This window comes from Leptolyngbya sp. CALU 1928 (genome assembly GCF_056784215.1).
Genome location: NZ_JBXBCE010000009.1, coordinates 1 through 17,837 on the forward strand (window position 1 = coordinate 1; position 17,837 = coordinate 17,837).

25 protein-coding genes and 1 pseudogene are annotated in these 17,837 nt (G+C 48.9%); 13 read left to right on the plus strand and 13 right to left on the minus strand.

Annotated features, from left to right (window positions below):
- The 4 genes and pseudogenes from AC1S5B_RS22025 to AC1S5B_RS22040 all read right to left on the minus strand — a co-directional run.
- A pseudogene (locus tag AC1S5B_RS22025) lies at positions 1 to 300 on the minus strand (hypothetical protein); the annotation flags it as partial.
- Positions 301 to 696: 396 nt separating this feature from the next.
- On the minus strand, positions 697 to 1,041 hold the full coding sequence (locus tag AC1S5B_RS22030; protein WP_482037826.1) for a hypothetical protein: 345 nt from the start codon (positions 1,039 to 1,041) through the stop codon (positions 697 to 699).
- A gap of 8 nt (positions 1,042 to 1,049) precedes the next feature.
- Complete coding sequence (locus AC1S5B_RS22035) at positions 1,050 to 1,433, minus strand: hypothetical protein (RefSeq protein ID WP_482037827.1); 384 nt, start codon at positions 1,431 to 1,433, stop codon at positions 1,050 to 1,052.
- 14 nt (positions 1,434 to 1,447) lie between these two features.
- Positions 1,448 to 1,690, minus strand: coding sequence for a ribbon-helix-helix domain-containing protein (locus AC1S5B_RS22040; RefSeq protein WP_482037828.1), 243 nt, complete (start codon positions 1,688 to 1,690; stop codon positions 1,448 to 1,450).
- Between the two features lie 171 nt (positions 1,691 to 1,861).
- Between AC1S5B_RS22040 and AC1S5B_RS22045 the strand changes: the two genes are divergently transcribed.
- From AC1S5B_RS22045 to AC1S5B_RS22080, 8 genes are read left to right on the plus strand one after another with little or no spacing between them, the layout of a single operon-like run.
- Complete coding sequence (locus tag AC1S5B_RS22045; RefSeq protein ID WP_482037829.1) at positions 1,862 to 2,401, plus strand: hypothetical protein; 540 nt, start codon at positions 1,862 to 1,864, stop codon at positions 2,399 to 2,401.
- A gap of 57 nt (positions 2,402 to 2,458) precedes the next feature.
- Positions 2,459 to 2,623 (plus strand): hypothetical protein, encoded by a 165-nt coding sequence (locus AC1S5B_RS22050; RefSeq protein WP_482037830.1) that lies wholly within the window; start codon positions 2,459 to 2,461, stop codon positions 2,621 to 2,623.
- Positions 2,610 to 2,813: a hypothetical protein gene (locus tag AC1S5B_RS22055; RefSeq protein WP_482037831.1), complete on the plus strand. Its 204-nt coding sequence runs from the start codon at positions 2,610 to 2,612 to the stop codon at positions 2,811 to 2,813. Before AC1S5B_RS22050 ends, AC1S5B_RS22055 begins: the two co-directional genes overlap by 14 nt.
- Positions 2,803 to 3,537 (plus strand): hypothetical protein, encoded by a 735-nt coding sequence (locus AC1S5B_RS22060; protein WP_482037832.1) that lies wholly within the window; start codon positions 2,803 to 2,805, stop codon positions 3,535 to 3,537. The genes AC1S5B_RS22055 and AC1S5B_RS22060 overlap by 11 nt, the downstream gene beginning before the upstream one ends.
- Positions 3,494 to 5,029, plus strand: coding sequence for a hypothetical protein (locus AC1S5B_RS22065; RefSeq protein ID WP_482037833.1), 1,536 nt, complete (start codon positions 3,494 to 3,496; stop codon positions 5,027 to 5,029). Before AC1S5B_RS22060 ends, AC1S5B_RS22065 begins: the two co-directional genes overlap by 44 nt.
- A gap of 3 nt (positions 5,030 to 5,032) precedes the next feature.
- On the plus strand, positions 5,033 to 5,419 hold the full coding sequence (locus AC1S5B_RS22070; protein ID WP_482037834.1) for a hypothetical protein: 387 nt from the start codon (positions 5,033 to 5,035) through the stop codon (positions 5,417 to 5,419).
- 7 nt (positions 5,420 to 5,426) lie between these two features.
- Positions 5,427 to 5,978: a hypothetical protein gene (locus AC1S5B_RS22075; RefSeq protein ID WP_482037835.1), complete on the plus strand. Its 552-nt coding sequence runs from the start codon at positions 5,427 to 5,429 to the stop codon at positions 5,976 to 5,978.
- 1 nt (position 5,979) lies between these two features.
- Complete coding sequence (locus AC1S5B_RS22080) at positions 5,980 to 6,558, plus strand: M23 family metallopeptidase (protein ID WP_482037836.1); 579 nt, start codon at positions 5,980 to 5,982, stop codon at positions 6,556 to 6,558.
- A 235-nt stretch (positions 6,559 to 6,793) separates the two neighbouring features.
- On the opposite strand, the gene AC1S5B_RS22085 is transcribed toward AC1S5B_RS22080, so the two are convergent.
- The 7 genes from AC1S5B_RS22085 to AC1S5B_RS22115 all read right to left on the minus strand — a co-directional run bounded on the left by AC1S5B_RS22085 (position 6,794) and on the right by AC1S5B_RS22115 (position 11,321).
- Positions 6,794 to 7,924 carry an ATP-binding protein gene (locus AC1S5B_RS22085; RefSeq protein ID WP_482037837.1) on the minus strand — a complete coding sequence of 377 codons (1,131 nt, stop codon included), beginning with the start codon at positions 7,922 to 7,924 and terminating at the stop codon, positions 6,794 to 6,796.
- Between the two features lie 18 nt (positions 7,925 to 7,942).
- On the minus strand, positions 7,943 to 8,275 hold the full coding sequence (locus AC1S5B_RS22090; RefSeq protein ID WP_482037838.1) for a hypothetical protein: 333 nt from the start codon (positions 8,273 to 8,275) through the stop codon (positions 7,943 to 7,945).
- 11 nt (positions 8,276 to 8,286) lie between these two features.
- Positions 8,287 to 9,141: a hypothetical protein gene (locus AC1S5B_RS22095; RefSeq protein WP_482037839.1), complete on the minus strand. Its 855-nt coding sequence runs from the start codon at positions 9,139 to 9,141 to the stop codon at positions 8,287 to 8,289.
- 151 nt (positions 9,142 to 9,292) lie between these two features.
- On the minus strand, positions 9,293 to 9,826 hold the full coding sequence (locus AC1S5B_RS22100) for a hypothetical protein (protein WP_482037840.1): 534 nt from the start codon (positions 9,824 to 9,826) through the stop codon (positions 9,293 to 9,295).
- Between the two features lie 101 nt (positions 9,827 to 9,927).
- Positions 9,928 to 10,485 (minus strand): DUF6782 family putative metallopeptidase, encoded by a 558-nt coding sequence (locus tag AC1S5B_RS22105; protein ID WP_482037841.1) that lies wholly within the window; start codon positions 10,483 to 10,485, stop codon positions 9,928 to 9,930.
- A 77-nt stretch (positions 10,486 to 10,562) separates the two neighbouring features.
- A complete protein-coding gene (locus AC1S5B_RS22110; RefSeq protein WP_482037842.1) occupies positions 10,563 to 10,724 on the minus strand; it encodes a hypothetical protein in 162 nt (53 codons plus the stop codon).
- A gap of 57 nt (positions 10,725 to 10,781) precedes the next feature.
- Complete coding sequence (locus tag AC1S5B_RS22115; protein ID WP_482037843.1) at positions 10,782 to 11,321, minus strand: hypothetical protein; 540 nt, start codon at positions 11,319 to 11,321, stop codon at positions 10,782 to 10,784.
- Between the two features lie 144 nt (positions 11,322 to 11,465).
- On the opposite strand from AC1S5B_RS22115, the gene AC1S5B_RS22120 reads away from it, so the two are divergent.
- The 5 genes from AC1S5B_RS22120 to AC1S5B_RS22140 all read left to right on the plus strand — a co-directional run bounded on the left by AC1S5B_RS22120 (position 11,466) and on the right by AC1S5B_RS22140 (position 16,545).
- Positions 11,466 to 11,747: a hypothetical protein gene (locus AC1S5B_RS22120; RefSeq protein WP_482037844.1), complete on the plus strand. Its 282-nt coding sequence runs from the start codon at positions 11,466 to 11,468 to the stop codon at positions 11,745 to 11,747.
- Between the two features lie 19 nt (positions 11,748 to 11,766).
- Positions 11,767 to 11,988: a hypothetical protein gene (locus tag AC1S5B_RS22125; protein ID WP_482037845.1), complete on the plus strand. Its 222-nt coding sequence runs from the start codon at positions 11,767 to 11,769 to the stop codon at positions 11,986 to 11,988.
- The gene (locus tag AC1S5B_RS22130; protein ID WP_482037846.1) at positions 11,969 to 12,280 is read left to right on the plus strand and encodes a hypothetical protein; all 312 of its coding nucleotides are present in this window, start codon (positions 11,969 to 11,971) and stop codon (positions 12,278 to 12,280) included. Before AC1S5B_RS22125 ends, AC1S5B_RS22130 begins: the two co-directional genes overlap by 20 nt.
- Before the next feature lie 702 nt (positions 12,281 to 12,982).
- Positions 12,983 to 16,012, plus strand: coding sequence for a DUF3854 domain-containing protein (locus AC1S5B_RS22135; RefSeq protein ID WP_482037847.1), 3,030 nt, complete (start codon positions 12,983 to 12,985; stop codon positions 16,010 to 16,012).
- A 263-nt stretch (positions 16,013 to 16,275) separates the two neighbouring features.
- Positions 16,276 to 16,545, plus strand: coding sequence for a hypothetical protein (locus tag AC1S5B_RS22140; protein ID WP_482037848.1), 270 nt, complete (start codon positions 16,276 to 16,278; stop codon positions 16,543 to 16,545).
- Between the two features lie 5 nt (positions 16,546 to 16,550).
- On the opposite strand, the gene AC1S5B_RS22145 is transcribed toward AC1S5B_RS22140, so the two are convergent.
- Together AC1S5B_RS22145 and AC1S5B_RS22150 are read right to left on the minus strand one after the other, a co-directional pair.
- Entirely contained in the window at positions 16,551 to 16,979 is a 429-nt protein-coding gene (locus tag AC1S5B_RS22145) for a hypothetical protein (protein WP_482037849.1), read from the minus strand.
- The gene (locus tag AC1S5B_RS22150; protein ID WP_482037850.1) at positions 16,972 to 17,568 is read right to left on the minus strand and encodes a nucleotide-binding protein; all 597 of its coding nucleotides are present in this window, start codon (positions 17,566 to 17,568) and stop codon (positions 16,972 to 16,974) included. Before AC1S5B_RS22150 ends, AC1S5B_RS22145 begins: the two co-directional genes overlap by 8 nt.
- Between the last annotated feature and the right edge of the window lie 269 nt (positions 17,569 to 17,837).

Below are 17,837 nucleotides of genomic sequence, written 5' to 3' on the forward strand. Positions count from 1 at the left end.
GCTGCCGCTATCAATATCGAACAGCAAGTAATGGGTTTTAGCTCCAAAGCGCACTCCATAGAGATAGCCGCCTTGCAGGATCAAGCGATCGGAGAGGGGGTGACGGCTCTCGGTCTGCCACTGTGGCTTGGCGGTGGGCTGGGGATGCGCGGCATAGATGTAGTCATGGCGATGGGAAAACAGCGTTAGGAAGGTATCTTCCCCTTCTGTTACCGACTGAAATGGAGAACTTAGATGAGAACGTTTGGGTTGGAGTTTCGCTCCAACCCCCTGGAATGAGGCGACGAGAGGCAGAGTCATGGGCTGCCCTCCCGCTGGTCACAAAATCTTCGATGCATGATGAACTTCCTATGTTGGAACAACAGAGGGTAGGAAGCTATGCAAAAAACTTGACGAAATTTGTCAACTTGACAAATTTCGACTAAGATTGGCATAGCAAAGCTGGATGGTCTAACATTTGCTTTCGATGGGCGCAGTTAGAGTCTCCGAATCCTATCCCGAATTAAATAAAAGTCTTTTCGCCCCTTCTGTTAGCGCAGTGGGGGTTTCGACTTTTTAAAGGGTTTTTTATGTCACGGGCTGACCTCCTGGGGTTTCAAACGGGAAAACTGGTTTGCTCATCTGCGGCTTTGACTGTAGAGAGCCTGTCTGATCTAACCGCAGATCTGGGAAAATGTCGCGATCTCTCCTGCTTTTCTATGCCGCGACTCTATCCAGCAATTTATTAACGGTTGCCGCTTGGGTTGCCACCCACTCAGACAGCTTCATAATGTTGAGCGATTGTTGCTCAGCTACTTTTAAATGTCCATCAACTGACTGAGCAAGTCGGTCTACGGTTTGCGCCGTCCGATCAACGCTTTGAGTTAGGCGATCGATGCTTTGTGATTGTTCGCCAATTTTGACGGCTAAATCATCGATCCGGCTCACCAGTTGCCGATTGCCTGTTTCTATTGATTCAGCCAACCTGGTAAGCGCTTGACGGTTAATATCCGCAAAATCTACCAAAGTATCTAATGTGCGGTCTAACTGCGTTTTGGTCATCGCGATTTTTAGTCCCCTTGCTTACGAACTAGATAAGCCAAAATGCCCTCTAGTCGTTCGCTGATGCCTTCTAGCTTAGTAATCCGCTCTCCATGCCCGGTAAAAATTCGTTGTGACTCAAATACAAATGAGTCAACCCGTTCGCTCATTTGGGTAACTCTTACAGCAAGTTGATCTAGTTGTTTTTGGGTTTGGGCTTGAGTTGCGCTCAACTGGTCAAGCTGCGACTGTGTGCGATCTTGAGCAGTTTGCAGTTGCCTGATCGCTTCAGTGTTAACCTTTTGCTGCTCAGCAACCTGGTCTAACTTCTGATTAGCAGATTCAGCATATCGAGCCGCTGAAACCAGCAACTCTTTAACAGTTTCAAATTCATCACGGGTAACAGTAGTCATTGCGATCGCTCTCCTTACTTGCCCTTGCTAGCAGAATCAGAAATTAGACCTTGCTTTGCAGCATCGTTTACTGCTCTTTCGATAAGAACAGCAACCATCTGTGACATGGAACGCCTTTCAACGTCTGCCAAAGCTTTCAAGCCTTCTTTAAGGTCTTCTTCTATAAAGGCTGTAATAGTAACCTTTGACATTTCATCATTGCTCAGTTCTGACATCATCATACGCTCCCAATAAGAAAATGGTGAAAACTCTATCACTTTAAATGGATTCTAACAAAAACTATTGCATTCCTAACAAATCTTGTTAGGATGTTGGAACAACTCAGAAACAGCACTAGAACGCACCTGAAACGAAAGCTACTTGTTTCGGACTGTTCCGTGCGTGTTCCAGCCGTTCTAACCCAGTGCCCACACCGTTCAGAGGCAATCATGAAGACTTCACTGACCAAATTTTGCAAAGACTACTCTCTTGCCAAAACGACCGTTTTCAACCGCTGTAAAGAATTGGGCATCGATACCTCAGAAGGAGTTAGCCCTGATGATTGCGATCGCCTGCTGCACGAATTCGACATCGCCCCATCCGAACCAGAACCTGTACCCGTCCAGACCACTGTCGAAGTGGGCAACCATCAGATCGTGCTGTCCACTCCCCAGCTACCCGCCCAATTTAGCCTGGAATCATTGCGGTTTGGTGAATCCATCACCTTTGAAGATCCCCTAGTCATCGCCTCCCAGTTCATCGCGGTAGCCGATCAAATCAGTGATGCGATGGAAACCGACTTAGATAATCGCAAGGCAAAGTTGAACCAAACTAAGCAAGCGAAAGACGCGATCGCCGCCAAAGCAATGGCATTGAAGCTGCAACAGCAGCGCTATCAGGAGAAAGCCTATCGGATTGATTCAGAACAAACTGACCAAACCGACTCCCTCAAAGAAGCCCTGGAACTATTGCAAGCCTTGGGGAAGTAACCGCTTTGCTCTGCTTAGCACTGTTGCTCTTCATCCTTGCCACTCAAAGGAATTCGAATGAAGCGCCCCAAAATCAAACCACCCAAAACCGCGCCGCCGCCCTGCCCTGGACAAATTGAACTCTTCGATCGCCTGACTAACTTAAACATCGAAACCAACGCAGACCCCAACTACAAAAGTTTTTTCGCCCAAATACTGAAGGAAGAATATGGAAGGAATTGATCTTGTCATTGTCGGGGTGATCGCCGGACTTGCAATCGCAAAGGAAATCCAAAGTCAATTCGTAATCCCAAAAGCCCAACTCAATCGAGCGATCGGGAAGCTCAGCGGTCGATACGAGCTTCAAGCCTTTGGAGAAGACAAACTGGTCATCCTCAAAGAATTGCAGGAGGAACTGAACAATGGACATTAAAGAAAAACTCTCAGAACTCCCCGGCGCGGCAAAGATGGGCGTTTTTGCCGTACTGGGATTGATCGGGATTGGGGTTTTATCGACCAGTTTAGGATTGGCAGGCAAGCTAATCAGCCCCACCCCCGAAGCCGGAGCACCCCAGCCCCTACCGTCCAGCTTAATTCAGCCCGCCCCAGACCCTCAATCCGAACAGTCACCCTCCGCTGAAATTGATAGCAAACGGGTGCAACTGTGGCAAGCCTTACAGAACTCCAACACCTCCTTTGAAAGCACTGTTGCCGAGTTTTCCAAACGGATGCGAGCAGCACGGGGTCAGCGCTGGTATCAGCAAGCGATCGCTGAATGTAGTCGGATGGGTGCTGAAAAGTGCCCCAACCCTTACCTCTGGCTCGTCAATCAGCAACAGCAAGAAGTGTTTGATCTTCGACAGAAGTTAATTGCTGGAAAAATGGGCACGGATGGGGTCAGCGCTGACGTGATCCGCCAAAAGCTAGAGCGAATCCAAGATATAGCCGCCGCCCTCACCCTGACTGATGGCACCCCACCCATCCCCGCGATCGCCACCGAGGATCTGGCAACCAAAGCCGTCGAAGTCTATGGTGCCGCCGCCGCCTATGAAGCCATGCGCCAACAGGATGCCAACAAAGCATTCAAGGGCGGCACTGACGCAGACATGCCCGATGCCAGCAGATCCTTCAGTCGAGGCGCAGTCGATGTTAAATAAACAATCGCTTGCCGGAATCCTTTTAGCGGCGGGGTGCCCCGTGCTGCTGTGGGCATCCACTCTCGCCGCCCGCGTCGAGTGCAAGATTGATATGCAAGCCAAAACCGTCGTGCCCTTACAGCATCGCCCGGAAGCTTACCCATTCATACTGCTCCTAGCCGCCGCTCAAGGATATGCCGCATGGCAATTACTCAAGGGCGATCGCGTTCAAACATCATTGGCACTCGCAGGAGGCGACGAACCAGTAGGGGCAATATCTCCATCCATTGCAACTGAGTTCAAGCCTGAACAAACGGCTGTCTCAGAAGTGCCGCTACAAATGCCAATCCAGTTAGGAGCAAGATTAGAGCAGGTTGCCGTGGTTAGTCCGTTTGACGCGCCAAAAGAAACTCAGTTCTACGACGTTGCTAAAGACTTAGGCGGCGATCACGCCAATAAAATTTTCCCCCAAAACAGCCTGATTGTTGGCACACCTGGAGCGGGAAAAGGGATTGTTGTTAGCAATGCCGTTCGAGCCATAAAAGCCCAATTTCCAGAGCTTATCGTTGTCGGGATAGATCCAAAAGCAGACCCTGACGAAGACGGGTTGTGGGAGACAGGAAACCATTCCTATACCCACGTTTTTCGCAAAGCCGTAATAGATTTGTCACCTGACGAAATTGCTGAATGGGTTGCCGTGGCGATCCATTCATTCAAGCAGTTGCCAAAAAGCAGCCCAGCGCTATTGATTTTCGATGAATTACTAGCTATCAATTCATCTTTCAAAGAACTAGACAAAAATAGCAAATTCAAATCCGTGCCGCCGTGGATGAGTACATATCTGACGCATTTAATCAGCCTTGGGGATAGTTCAGGCAAATGGTTTTGGGGAGTTACTCAAGCGGCAGACGACAAATCCCTACCTTTTGATACCTCCGTGCGTAATAATTTGCGATCGGTCGCGATCGTCAGTATGCACAATCTTGGGGCAGTTCAGGGATTGCTCCGCACTGACGTGATCCCCTCTGGTCAAAAATCGATTGAATCGATTCAAGAAAATGTTGATGCCAGTCCGGTGAGTCGCGCTTTTTACGATCGCAAAACCAACCGATGGTATCCCATGTTGCGCCTCAAAAACTATGGAAAAGATCGAAATCCATTCGCGCAAAGCGACCTGATTAGCGGTTCAACGGTTCGCGAACCCGGTTCAAATTCCGAACCGCAACGAACCGCTGAATCCAGCCAAAACGAACCGCTGAACCGCTTGCCAGTCAACGAGACTAGCGATTTGTACCAGCCCGGTTCAGAAGTTCGTGAACCGCCTCAGAAACTCCTAAAACCCCTTGATCCGGGATTGAAAACGGATGAAGACATCACGAACCGCCTCCGTGATTTTCAATCGGCTGGACTTAACCAAGCTCAAGCAATCCTCGCAATTTGGGGTTTTAGAAAGGGAGGAAGCGCCAACTATCAATGCGCTGTTTTTGAATACAAACGACTCTTAGGAGAGTAAAAAATGAGCGGCAATAATCAACAAAATAATAATCAAAACTCGCGAAGCAAGAATGCCGACATTTGGGATGTGATGACCAACTTCCACTACAATCCCGCATCGCCTGAGTCGTGGTTTCGGTTAGGCGCTCAAGTCGCCGTGGGTGGAATGATGATCATGCTCCTCAAGTCTTTTGATGGTTCAACCTGTGGCAGAGGGTGGAATATCTGGCTGCCCCAGACCTGGACAATCCCAGCCGGGTGTTTTGGTCGCAGCTTGGTCAAAAACGTACCAGACAATTTCCTGGATGGTGAGACGGGTCCATCCTCTGGAGAACCCGCCAGAACTCCAGACGTGTTGCAACCCCCCGCGCAATTCCAGCCTTCCCCCGCTCAATCCCCCAATCCGTAGAAGCATCATGGTGACCAATCTATTCAAGCTATCGGTTTCACTGGCTGTCCTCACGATTTGGGCAGGTATCATCACCGCTGCCTTCGCCGGTGGACAGAAGCCGATTGAACTTGGATGTGCACCGCGAGTCTGGCAGTGGGTTTTAAGCTCTGGAGAAAAATCCACCGAACTAGAGAGCGCCCCCGCACCATTTGTCGATATTGCGAAAGACAGCGCCGATCGCGTGACTAAATCTTTCAAATCTGGAGCCGTAGAAAGCCCAACGCCCCAGCCCAGTAACGCGCCAAAACCGTTAGATGTACGATTAGCCGCCTGCCCTGATGGTAGCTTCGACCCGATCGCGCCCCAGGTTCCATTAGAGCAAGCGCTCAGATTCAAACAGCAGATTGATGCAGGACTAAAGCCCACGACTCTGCTGCAAGTCCAATCAGCGCTGGGACAGCCTAACTGCGTGATCAGCGGCAAAGCCTATCACTATTTAATCTTTGGATCACGCGCGATCAACGCCTCAATCGAAAAAGCAGAACTGCCGCTTAAGTTGATTTTCACAGGTTTCTAGCATGGAAGAAAACCCCTTGGATAAGTGGGCATCAAATCTAGATGCTCAAGTAGAGACACGCCTAGCCCAAGCTGCCCAGCCGTTTGTAGATCTGACCCATCAGTTGCAACAATTGCAAGCCACCGTAAACGCGATCGCCCATGAGGATGAAGCAAAACGCGATCGCCGGACTACGGTGATTTTGATGGGGTTGCTAGTAGGTGGACTTGCTTGGGTTCAAGTTGGTTTCCCCTTAGTTCGCGGAGTAGTCGATACCGTCAAAAACGAAATTATTGACCCAGTGCAAAAAGCTACGAAACCCGTCCAAGAGTTTTTCACAGGCGACTTAAACAAAGTTCCAGAAGCAGGCGAGAAGATTGGAGGATATGAAGTCACCAGCGGATGGGGAGCACGCCCTCAACCTTGCTCAGGCTGTAGTGATTATCATCGCGGAATTGATGTGGGTGCCCCAGTAGGATCGCCCGTGTACGCTGTAGGAAAGACCGCAAAGACGACAGTAGAGTGTTTGCCTGATGACGGGATGGGTAAACAATGGGTTCGGCAAACATCCCCCGATTTTCCCGACTTGGCTCAGTTTTAGCAACGGACAAAAAATGGTCGTTAAGGCTGAAAGACTAATGAATCAAAGCTTTCAGCGATTACTTTGCTTGAGTACTTGTTGGCTTGAACTGTCCCATCTTTAGCTACAAATGGGACAGTTCAAGTCATAAGCAACGGTTTTCCGCCATTACAGACTTCTCAGCAGTGGTTGACCAGACCTCGTAAATGGGACAGTTTACTCCACCCGCTCACTAACGACCAGAATTTTTCCGCTGCTATAACTGAGCCTGTCCCGGCAGTTGCAGTTTCCCTTTGCCAGTCGCCTTGAGGAATCCTGTGTCTAAATCGGCTATACCCGGCTCCAATTCCACGATCGCCATGCCTGCATCGCGCAATCGCGCCCCTTTCTTCAGCCCCATAAATTCCAGGGATGGGTCATGGGTGACAATCAGCAGCGGCAAGCCTACCTTGCGAGATTCACACAGCCCAGTTCGGGTGAAGTCGTGTAGTAATTCTTGATCCACATTTGCAGCCCAGCCAGAGGCTTCCTCACAAATTACGCTTTCGACTAACCCGGCTCTCAAAAGCTGCTCTAAGAAATCATCTTCACTGATGCCTGACTGTTCAAAGATTTGATAGCGCTTCTTAATCAATGCCAGATAGGAGCGCATGAACTCCTCTACAGCTTTATAATCCTTCCCGCCTCCAATCAACTTCATGCCTTGCCAAGTGGCGGCGCTGCCATGGGGATTGAGCACGATGACTTTTTGATTGTGTGCCAGCTTATCAGCGGCGATCGCCCTGGTCAGTGATGTTTTGCCACTGCCCTGTCCACCCCACACCAGAGTGTTTTGCAATCGGAAGAAATGCATTAACCGGGCGATCGGGTGGGGTTCGTCGGGGGTAGGGCTTGGAGTGGTAGCATTTTGGGATGTGGCAGTGTCGCTGTTGGGTGGCACTATTTCAGGCTCAAACCAACGATGCCCTTTTGCTTGTTTTTCGGATTGTTCCAACAGGTCATCCAGTTTGTCGCCATAGTGATCCTCTAGCAGGTTCCAGCCGTCGCGATTGAGGGGGATGCCCCGTTGAGCGGCATGAAGTAACTGCTCAGCAGCGGCATTCTGCCCAAAGGATTCTGTGTACTCTTTAAGCTCATTGCCCCTGGCGGCAACCGCAGACCCATTATGTTTGATAGCAAACTCCGCACGGGCGATCGCGTTGTTCTGCTTCTTTTGTGAGAGTGCCACCCCTCCAAGCGTGAGGGCACCTGCGACAAAGTAATTCGTGAATGCCAACGCAACAGCCCCTAGTCCCAAGCTACCAATCATCAGGTAGGGCACATTGTCGCATTCGTCCATCGCTTGCCTAACAGCGGTTTCATTCCAATCTTCTGCGGTGTTATGCATGGGGGGTTTCCTCTTTTTTTACGGGCGGAATACACTGTATTTTTCTTTGAACCTTGCACGAGCCGCTTCAACTTCTGCGGCTGTTTTGTCTTCCTTCCAGTTCCAGATGCAATCTTGCAACATGACTTGCTCATCGACTTCTTCAGGCGTGAACGCTCCAAAGTCTTTGTAGGTTCCATCTGGGTAAATAGTTCCGATTCTTATCCAGTATTTTTCAAAAATGCGGGCATCTAATTTTTCTGCCGCACAGCGCTCAATCGTTTGTTTGGGGGTTAATTGTGCTGTTTCACCAGAGCAAAACATTACGCTGTAAATCTTGTCTTGTAGCTCGTAAGGCTTGTCTTGCGGCATATCTTCAGCCCCTAAACCTGCGGGGCTTCCTCCTTTTTTGGGAAGATTTCGGGGTAGATGGATAGGGCGATTCGCACGATGCGATCGACGAGGAACAGCACGCTAAACATAAGCGCGACGTTGATCCAATCAATTTTGCCGACTTGAAAGGTGACCAGATACCACAGGAAAGTGAGCAGGTTTCCATCGGTCACAGGCGGATGGGTAATGAAACAGATCGCCAACTCCAAGGCGTAGACAATGTTCCGAGTGCTGCAAAGCGTTTGATAGGTTCTGATTGGGTGATTGTTATAGGAGCGCTTGAGACTGGTTACAGCTCGTCCATCACTTTTACCCGGTCGGTATTTCGCCCAAGTTGACCACTGCTCAATGATTCGACGCATCCGTTTAGGATTACGTTTGTACAGGTAGGGCGCGAGTTCTAGCCATTGAAAAATGACATAGAGCAGGATTCCGAGTACGACGGCAAAAGAAACCGCAATCCATTGAAACAGCCCACCAATCCCAGGCAGGGCAAACAGGAATCGAGCCAAATTGGTGAAGTCGATGCGATCTGCTAACAGGATGATGATGTCTATGAAAGGCTGCACGTTCCAAGCGATCGCCAGTCCTAGGAGCAAAAAGAGCGCGATGACAATTACCAACAGCAAAGGACTCCAGCCCTCTTTCTGTTCTTCGTTTTGGTCTGGTCTGCCCACATCAGCCTGTTGATTTTTCCCGAATCGAATCCGAAATTTACGCTTGGGTTTGTTGGTTTTGGCGGCGGTTTGGGTCATGGGTTTATATTTGTTTGGATGTATGGTTGTTTGATTTTGCGAGTCGGTAATCCCCCAGGCGTAGTAATCTTCGATATCCGTCTCCGACATGATGCGATCAATTTCTTTTTGGGGAAGCTGAGTAGGAGTTTCGTCGTCGGCAAACGGGCGATGAATCCAACGAGAGCCTTCTGTGGGGGTAAGCTGATACCAACTGATATTCCCTGTCGCTCGATCTCAAAGTGACAGGGAATACTCCTGATCAGTGCTTGATTTGGGCATTTGCCCCCCCAATGCGCCCATCGCCTGCTTGTGGATTGATGCCATGCAGTTGCATCGCTTTTTTGACCAGGGCAAAGTTTTGAGTGGTGGCGACATCCACGATACTTGTCTCACCGCTGCCCACGTCTGCCAGGATTCCGGTCGTGCCCTGGTCGTCGCACACCACCATATTCGGCGCGAGAGTGGCTCCGGTTGTGGGGTTGATGACTTTCCCACCAGGCGTAATATTGGCAAATTTGCTGGTGTTGTTAATCGAAACAACAAAGGTGTTGCAACCTGCGGCGTATCGCGCATCTGCAACTTTGGCAAGTTCCGCGATTTTCTCAGCGTCGAGGCGCTGCATTTCTTGTTCGGTGGAGATGGCGGCGGCTCTGTCGCGCACTTGGCTAAGCCGCTCTAAGTTGCGCTGGGTGTCAGGGATTGAGGCGATCGCCGCTCCAACTAAAGCCACACCCAAAACTGCTTTGATGATGGTGGGCTGATGACGGCGACGATAGCGAAATGGTAGTTTCATCGGGTGAATCCTTGTAAGGGTTTGCTTGTTTGGAGGGGCGATACGTGCTAAGCACAGGCTTCGCCAACGCTACTTTCTCAGGGCTGCGATCGCTCTCTCGTTTAGCAATGGGCTGAATGCATTTCGCGCGCATAATAGGTGCCCTTGGTGTAATCCGATGGCTTGGAGGTGCCAAACCTAGCCCGTGCAGCGATCGCCTCACAGTCACTCTTTTGCAGCAAGCTATTGACGGCATACTGATCCGCCCAGTATTCGGAATCAGGCTGCATTTGGCGATCTTCTTGCCAGTCAACCGCGTGCCCCATTTCGTGGGCGATCACAGCCCTCCGCATGGCAGCATCCATTGGCTGGCAGATGCGGATTGTGTTTACGTTTAGGTCGTACTCTCCATAGGCTGCTGATTCGCAGCCGCCCTCAATGATTGGAGGCGCGACAAAACTACTGGCAGTAGGAGTAGACCGGGGTGCAACGGGTTGATAGCGTTCAGGGGCACGGCTGCGAGTAATTACAGAGGCTTCGTTTTGGGGTGACGATGAGTTAAGGGTGCTGTTGCCAGCGCTCATCATTGATGAGATGGTGCAACGGCTGGCTGTACAGGTGCCCTCGCAGCCTGTCAGCACAGCAGCTAATGCACCACATAAAAAAAGTGGTAGTTTCAAGGGGTGAACCTGTCTAGGGGTTTGCTTATTTGGAGGGGCGATCGCATACTTTCTCAGGGCTTGCGATCGCTCTCTCGTCACGTCTCTTTGAGTAATTCAGAAAATATCTGCTTGGCTCGTTCGTAGTCGGGGTCGCTGTCGGTTTCGATGATTAAGGTTGTCAGGCGATCAAACAGTGGCAATTGACCAGGACAGGGCGGCGGCGCGGTTTTCGGTGGTTTGATTTTGGGGCGCTTCATTGGGGTTCCTTTGAATGGCGATGACAAACAGCAGCAGAGCTAAGCAGAGAAAAGCGGTTACTTCCCCAAGGCTTGCAGCAGTTCCAGAGCTTCTTTGAGGGAGTCGGTCTGGTCAGACTGCTCAGAGTCAATCCGATAGGCTTTCTCCTGATAGCGCTGTTGTTGCAGCTTCAATGCTGTTGCTTTGGCTGCGATCGCGTCTTTCGCTTGCTTGGTCTGGTTCAGTTTCAGCTTGCGATTGTCCAAGTCGGTTTCCATCGCGTCACTGATTTGATCTGCCACTTCAATGAACTGAGTAGCGACGGCTAAGGGATCTTCAAAGGTAATGGATTCACCAAACCGCAATGATTCGAGGCTGAATTGAGCGGGTAGCTGTGGGGTGGCTAGCACCATCTGATGGTTGCCTACCTCTACGGTGGTTTGGATAGGGGTGGTTTCTGGTTCAGGTGGGGCAATGTCGAATTCGTGCAGCAGGCGATCGCAATCTCCAGCGGCTAACCCATCTGAGGTATCGATCCTCAATTCTTGGCAGCGACGATGAACGGTGGATTTTGGTAGGTCATGGTCTTTGCAGAATTTGGTCAGTGATGTATTCATGTGGCTCCTGAATGGCTTGGGGACTGGGTTGAAACGGCTGGAACGCACACGGAACAGGCGAAACAAAGAGACTTCGTTTCAGGTGCGTTCTAGTGCTGTTTCTAAGTTGTTCCTAGTTCATGCCAAACATACTAACATGAGTTCATGAATCCATATAAAACTAAAACATCTGAATTCTTGAACTTGTGCCAAAATTGTTATCAAGTGCCAAGATCAGGAGATACAAGCATGAACCTAGCAGGAACTACTGAAGTGGCTGGAGGAAAACGGGATGATCCGAAATTTGCACAAGTAAGCGGATTTGTTCCAAAAGAGTTAGCGTTGCAATTTAAGGCAACCTGCACGTTGCAGGAGCTAACCCAGTCAGATGCGATTGAAGAGGCATTGAAAGATTGGCTGGCTAAAATTCAGAAGAAAGACAAGTAAGGAGCGATCACTATAAATAATGCTGACTGACCCTGAAAATCCTTTTGAAGAGTGGGCTAGAGAGGTTAGAGCATCAACCCTGAATGAAGCTCAAAAGAAGTGTGAGGCGATCGCGGCTGATATTCCGTTAACTGAGGTTCTGTCAGTCAGTCAGGAGACAGTGACACCCTACGAAGGGACTTATCGATTTATCTGTTGGTTTAGAGGTGAAATAACCGAAAATGGCGACGACAACGATTAGAGACTTACGCACAATTCGCAATGTCCCTAAGCCAGGGGAACACCAGCTATCGATCAATTTAGGGTTAGCCGATGCTGCAACGGTGCTAGACTTCAGCCGTGCCGCTGGCTTAAGGTTTGAAATTGTTCAAATTCCTACCCGCGATGGGATTGAAATTCACGCACTGCTATTACTCAAGCATTCTGATGTTGAACCTTTTGGTTCCGAGCTTTCAGATCGCCTTGATCAACTAGCTGCAACAATCAACCCCGATGCAATTCGTCATGTCTACGGCAGGCTTAAAGCAGCATAGGAGACGCGATCTCACAGTTTAGTTTTTTTGATTATGGACATAGAATTCAGAAAAGATTTGAGAAAAGCGTTTAAAGACTTTCTAGATGCCTACCAATCTTGGATCGCCAAAGTAATCAATAATCCTATATTCGCTACAGCATGAATTGAGGGTGATCGCCTGTTGACCAGCAACAACAAAGCTAAGGGGGTGAGCAACCAAAGGGTAGTTTATTCAGGAGTACGCAGCTAAAAGCCTTATGTATCAGCGATTTTCAGAACATTTCTCAAAACTGGGGGTATGAAAACAGAGTACCGAGTGTAAAGTTAAAAGTGTGAGCGCGTGTACCAATAAAGGCAGATTCTCACCCCGCTAGTTGATTACGCGATCTCTCCTTCCAAAACAAAAACGACTTGACAGCAGATCTCACCCCGCATCAAGTCGCCTTTGAAATTACCAATTAAACAAACCCCGCAGAGGGATTGCTTTGTCTATGCAAATTGTAGCCTCAAAGTCTTCAAACAATCAACAAAAACGTCTGTTTTACTGGCAGAGAAAGGTTGTAGCTCTTATTCAGTGGCAATCAGAAGGGCGATTTCTCTCCAACACGCAAAAGCGGTTGGTTCGTCACTGGCAATGCTGGCAGACTAAAGCGCGGGTCTCAGGATGGAGTAGTCGTCTCGTAGACAGGGCGATGATTCTACGCGATCGCGGGGGTGAGTCATGAGCGCGATCGACCCCATCAAAAAGACCTTTGAACAGCGAATCGCAAATCAATTCATTCACGGCAGCGCGATCGACCGTGACCTGTTTAATAGCGCGATCTCATTCATTGAGGACGAAGGACGTTGGGAGCCAAACTACGCACTCAACTTAAAAGTTTCTACCCAGTGGCAAACTAAGCCGCCTCACAGCTATGGCAGTCTAGCAGCACTCGTTCAAGAGACGGGGGAATTATGGCAGGGTAAGCCAGAGTTCCCCCGTCTTGACTGGAAGAAAGGGAAGCTAGAGCCAATCAAATACGAGACCGTTAAAGGCAATGGTTCACGGGCATTTTTGCCCCCCATACCCGCAAGTATCCGCAAGAAAATAGCAAAGCGTTACGGGGTAGTAGTGCCCCTAGAGGGTTCATTTTGGGATTGGCTAGAGCAGCATCCAGAAATTCAAATAATCTTCACTGAAGGCGGCAAGAAAGCGCTCTGTTTATTGTCTTTGGGCTATGTGGCAATCGCGCTTTCAGGATGCCACGGCGGCTATTTATCCAAGTGTGGCGATGGTTTTGCCACGGCACCCTATCTAACTGAAGACGTTGCCCGATTTGCCAAGTCAGGACGCAGGTTCACATTGGCGTTTGACCAGGACGCAAAACCAACAACTATCGAAACTGTGCAACATGCGCTTGCACGGCTTGGCAGTTTGTTGATTGATTGTGGATGTGAAGTGGCGATCGCGAGTTGGCAGCCAGGACAGGGCAAGGGCGTAGATGATTTAATCGTTCAGTCTGGCGCTGAAGCTTGGGAGATTGCCTACTCGAAAGCAAACCCGCTAGCCCCTTCCGATGTAAGCGATCGCGCTCACTTAATTGCCAAACGACGACAGCACTTCCTTAAAAATTACTGGGGTAACTTACAGAAGGACTTTAGGCTTAGCCCATCCACAAGTCGCACTATCGAAACTTATGAAGGCTATGCCCCAACGCTGTCACTCGACACAAACACTATCCTCCTACGTGGCTGGCTGGGCAGTGGCAAAACAGAGGCAGTCATCCAATCCTTAGTGCCACACAAAGATAAACAAATCGTGTGGATTTCCGGTCGCAACGGACTGTTACGCCAAACCGCAGAGCGGATGCACAAGCTTCTCAAACTCGGTTTTACTGCTGTCTACCATTTCCAGGATGACCCTGGTTTATACCGTGAAATGCTGAGGGATGGGCACCCCGGCATTTACATCATGTGCCCTGATTCGCTGAAAGATTATGCAGTGAAGCACTGTGATTGGAAAAACACCATTCTGGTGATAGACGAGTTCTCAGGCATTCGGCGCGAGGTTCTCAGCAAAACTGAAATCATGCCAGAGTTTGAGCGGTTGCTATCTGAGAGTCAAACCCTGATCGCAATCGATGCCTTCCTCGGCGACATCGATGCACGGATCATTTCTCGCTATCGCCCAAGCACGAGGGCAATCTACGATCAAACCTTTAGCCAATCACAGAAGCCGATTCAGTGGTTAGAAACCCGCACGAAAGACGGCAAAATCTCAATGTCACACGATGGCATTACCTACGGTTTATTGCGTCAATGGGTGACAGAAGGGCACCGGATTGCGATCGCAACTGACAGTAAACTCAATGCCAAACTCTGCGATCAATTCCTACGAAAGTTGGGCTACTCTTCACAACTCTGCACGAGCGAAACGATCGAGAGCAATCAACGATTGCTGAATGACCCCGATCGCACCTTGGCAGAATCCGATGCCCAAGTGCTGATTTACTCCCCCACTGCTCAAAGTGGTCTGGATGTGCAAACCCGTTTTGACCGGGGATTAGCACTTTACAGCGGCGTGATCAGTCCGCTGGACTTCCTCCAAATGATTGGGCGCTGCCGTCAGTGTGAGCAGTGGGCAGTGTCCGCACCCCGGAGATCGCTTGACCCTGACTGCATGGTTCATTCACTCGACAACCCCAAGCTGTTGAAGATGGGTGAAAAATTACAGCAATCATTCACCGATCTGGATATCGAAAGCAGCGCTAAAACTCTCGGCTGGGGGCTATGGCAAGACTTAACCCGCGAAACTGAAAAGTCGTTTCATTCTGAATATCTACAGCAATTGCTGTTGCACTTCTTTGGCTCAGTGGAAACTGTTGAAGTGGAGTGCGATCGCTCGACACATAGAGCAGATTCCAAAGCTATCAAACAGGAAGAGGCTGTTTTCAAGCTGAGTGCCAATCTTGCCAATGGACAAAGGCTTAAAAGCCAACAGAAAGCCCCTAGCACTGATGCTGAGGTGTGGGATATTGCCCTAGCAGAGCAGCACGATCGCTATCCAAAAATTTGGAACCTGCTCTTAGAGTTTTGGGCATCCACTAACGAAGAGTCCAAAGAATGTGCAGTTGAGTTTGCGATTGTCGCATCTAGTCCCCGCATCGAAAAGCTTAAGCGTTGGGTGAGTGCCACTGGCGCGAATGCTGGTGAAGATTTGGCAGCACTGCAAGACCAGGTGAAACGGCGCTTCACCACCTATACCAGTCAACACTATAAGGAGTTGCAATTCGACACTCTCTTTCAGGAATTGGACTTAGAGTCGTTGGCAGCCGTGAAGAAAGGGGAAAGTGTAGTCGCACACAAAACCCTTTTCAGAGATTGTTCTGTCCGCATTGGTGAACTGTGGACAGATTTTCAGAGATCGCCCAAGCTAACTAAATTATTTCCCTTTGTTGATACCCAGACAGAATTTTTTGCCATTGTGAAACGCTGCATGAGTTTTCATGGATATCAATCTGGTGGAAAAACGATTCGGCAAAGATCGGAGGAGCTACACCCCAATGGCAAAGATCGGCATGGCAAACCACGACTAAGCCATTCACAAAGCGTGTGGTTCGTTGGCTGGCTGATTATGGAGGAATCGGGAAACAAGCTATTCCAAGAACATTTCGAGTGGATTATCGAGGCGATTAGAGATCGCCTGACTCATGAGCGAGAACAGCGGCGGCAATGGCTAGAGCGGCAACAGCCCCCACCGATGGCAGCGTAACTTTGACTTGGCAATTTACTAAAAGCGGCTCAAAGATGGGCGGCTTTGCTGTGTGAAAAAACGTGTGTGAGTCCCTTCTAAATTACCTCACACACGTTTTTGATAGGAACGATTTTGATGCAGGGAAAAATCCTGTTACAGAAGTCTAAAAGTAGATCAGTTTGAGCATTTTTCGGAGTGGTCTATGGAGTCAGCACCTCTATTTTTAGCTGTGTGTGAGGACTTCGTAATATAGAAGAATCAATACCCAGAAAGGATCACACATGCGATCGCGAATTTCTGAGGGGGCAAATGAAAGTAATAGAACTACCACCATTCAACCAGGCGATCTAGTTGTTCTCACGCGAGACGGCTGCAATCGCTCTGCGAATGAATTGATGGCGATCTGGACGGTGAAAAATGTGCGAGATGATTCGGCAATGGTTGAGATGCACCCAGAAAATCAAACCGTTGAAGATTTGCCAGTATTGAGCGCCAGACGCTATCTGCTCGATTGGCTAGTTTTATACAAAAAGATAAGTTGTAACAGTTGAAAATATCAGCTTTTCAGATTTTTGTATTTTTGAATTGGCGAAATTTCAGCAAGGTGAATTTCCAAATTTTCGCCTTGATGCCATTTCACACAGGCAGCAAGAAGCATTTCCATCAGTTCAGATTTATCAATCTCAATCCCTTGTCTGCGAAGCTTCACCAGCAGTTCCTCTATATCAAAATCGGTGTCTCGTTTGACATAGAAGGTTCTACCAATCCATTCATCATCGGATCTTTTTCCTGTCGCTGGTCTGCCCCTTTTCTTGACTGGTGTTTTTGGTTCGCTTTTAGGCGATTGTCTTTCTGGCTTAGGTTCTTCCAGGTTTGGTTCCAACTTAACTATTGGTTCTGGCTCCGATTCAATTGCTGCTTCTAGCTCAATTTCCTTCAATTCATTCCTTGCCGATAGTGCTTTCTTGTAAGGATTCTCAGCCATTACTAAAGACCTCCTTTCCCGCACGTACATAATCTGACCAGGCAATTCGAGCATTGCGATCTCCCTTTACATCCCTCACTAAACATCCTTGTAGTGACGCTGACTCATAAGCGGCATAGCGCCTGATTGATTGCTTAAGTAGTGGATAGTCGCTTAGGGCATCCCTCGCTAACTCACCTGTTTTCCTAGGCGCTGGAGGAACAATGGTCAGCATCAATTTATAGTGCTTACATCCTATGGAGTTGAGCAAGTCAACCGTTTCTAGGGTTGCCTCAATCGATAAGATGTCAGGACTCGAAGGAACGATGAGCAAGTCACACCCCTCAGCTAATGCATCTAGATCCTCCTTGCTTGGACGGGCTGGGGTATCAAAAATGATGTGCTGAAAATTTCTGGTGTACTTTGGGGATTCCATCAGGGAAACCACCTTAAAAGGCAGTTCTCCTCGTTGTGCCCATTTGATCGACGATCTATTAGGATCTCCGTCAATTAGAAGTGTGGTGTCATTTTCTGCCATAACAGCGGCAAGGTGAATTGCTGTGGTAGTTTTACCAACTCCACCTTTGGCAGATGTACAGGTTATTAACATGGGTCGTCACAACGTAGTCTCTGCTGAAATGTATTGCAAATTGCCGCCAATGTCTATTTTTGAATTGTTAACAATTCAAAAATTCACCAATTCAAAAATCTACCAATTCAAAAATTTGTATTTTTGCCAATTCGTCTAGTCAATCAAAAACAGCGCCAGCGAAATCAGGAAAAACTTATCAGTGAGCCACAGAATCGGACTTTCAGACGGTTGTACCGGGCGCTGAATCATAAGTTTTTCGTAATTCCCCAGTTCCTCTCAGTCCAATC

Bases quoted from the DNA above. Each gene is read 5' to 3' on its own strand.
- AC1S5B_RS22030 (WP_482037826.1), bottom strand. From the start codon at position 1,041: ATGACCAAAACGCAGTTAGACCGCACATTAGATACTTTGGTAGATTTT.
- AC1S5B_RS22035 (WP_482037827.1), bottom strand. From the start codon at position 1,433: ATGACTACTGTTACCCGTGATGAATTTGAAACTGTTAAAGAGTTGCTG.
- AC1S5B_RS22045 (WP_482037829.1), top strand. From the start codon at position 1,862: ATGAAGACTTCACTGACCAAATTTTGCAAAGACTACTCTCTTGCCAAA.
- AC1S5B_RS22050 (WP_482037830.1), top strand. From the start codon at position 2,459: ATGAAGCGCCCCAAAATCAAACCACCCAAAACCGCGCCGCCGCCCTGC.
- AC1S5B_RS22055 (WP_482037831.1), top strand. From the start codon at position 2,610: ATGGAAGGAATTGATCTTGTCATTGTCGGGGTGATCGCCGGACTTGCA.
- AC1S5B_RS22060 (WP_482037832.1), top strand. From the start codon at position 2,803: ATGGACATTAAAGAAAAACTCTCAGAACTCCCCGGCGCGGCAAAGATG.
- AC1S5B_RS22065 (WP_482037833.1), top strand. From the start codon at position 3,494: ATGCCAGCAGATCCTTCAGTCGAGGCGCAGTCGATGTTAAATAAACAA.
- AC1S5B_RS22070 (WP_482037834.1), top strand. From the start codon at position 5,033: ATGAGCGGCAATAATCAACAAAATAATAATCAAAACTCGCGAAGCAAG.
- AC1S5B_RS22075 (WP_482037835.1), top strand. From the start codon at position 5,427: ATGGTGACCAATCTATTCAAGCTATCGGTTTCACTGGCTGTCCTCACG.
- AC1S5B_RS22080 (WP_482037836.1), top strand. From the start codon at position 5,980: ATGGAAGAAAACCCCTTGGATAAGTGGGCATCAAATCTAGATGCTCAA.
- AC1S5B_RS22085 (WP_482037837.1), bottom strand. From the start codon at position 7,924: ATGCATAACACCGCAGAAGATTGGAATGAAACCGCTGTTAGGCAAGCG.
- AC1S5B_RS22090 (WP_482037838.1), bottom strand. From the start codon at position 8,275: ATGCCGCAAGACAAGCCTTACGAGCTACAAGACAAGATTTACAGCGTA.
- AC1S5B_RS22095 (WP_482037839.1), bottom strand. From the start codon at position 9,141: ATGTCGGAGACGGATATCGAAGATTACTACGCCTGGGGGATTACCGAC.
- AC1S5B_RS22100 (WP_482037840.1), bottom strand. From the start codon at position 9,826: ATGAAACTACCATTTCGCTATCGTCGCCGTCATCAGCCCACCATCATC.
- AC1S5B_RS22110 (WP_482037842.1), bottom strand. From the start codon at position 10,724: ATGAAGCGCCCCAAAATCAAACCACCGAAAACCGCGCCGCCGCCCTGT.
- AC1S5B_RS22115 (WP_482037843.1), bottom strand. From the start codon at position 11,321: ATGAATACATCACTGACCAAATTCTGCAAAGACCATGACCTACCAAAA.
- AC1S5B_RS22120 (WP_482037844.1), top strand. From the start codon at position 11,466: ATGAATCCATATAAAACTAAAACATCTGAATTCTTGAACTTGTGCCAA.
- AC1S5B_RS22125 (WP_482037845.1), top strand. From the start codon at position 11,767: ATGCTGACTGACCCTGAAAATCCTTTTGAAGAGTGGGCTAGAGAGGTT.
- AC1S5B_RS22130 (WP_482037846.1), top strand. From the start codon at position 11,969: ATGGCGACGACAACGATTAGAGACTTACGCACAATTCGCAATGTCCCT.
- AC1S5B_RS22135 (WP_482037847.1), top strand. From the start codon at position 12,983: ATGAGCGCGATCGACCCCATCAAAAAGACCTTTGAACAGCGAATCGCA.
- AC1S5B_RS22140 (WP_482037848.1), top strand. From the start codon at position 16,276: ATGCGATCGCGAATTTCTGAGGGGGCAAATGAAAGTAATAGAACTACC.
- AC1S5B_RS22145 (WP_482037849.1), bottom strand. From the start codon at position 16,979: ATGGCTGAGAATCCTTACAAGAAAGCACTATCGGCAAGGAATGAATTG.
- AC1S5B_RS22150 (WP_482037850.1), bottom strand. From the start codon at position 17,568: ATGTTAATAACCTGTACATCTGCCAAAGGTGGAGTTGGTAAAACTACC.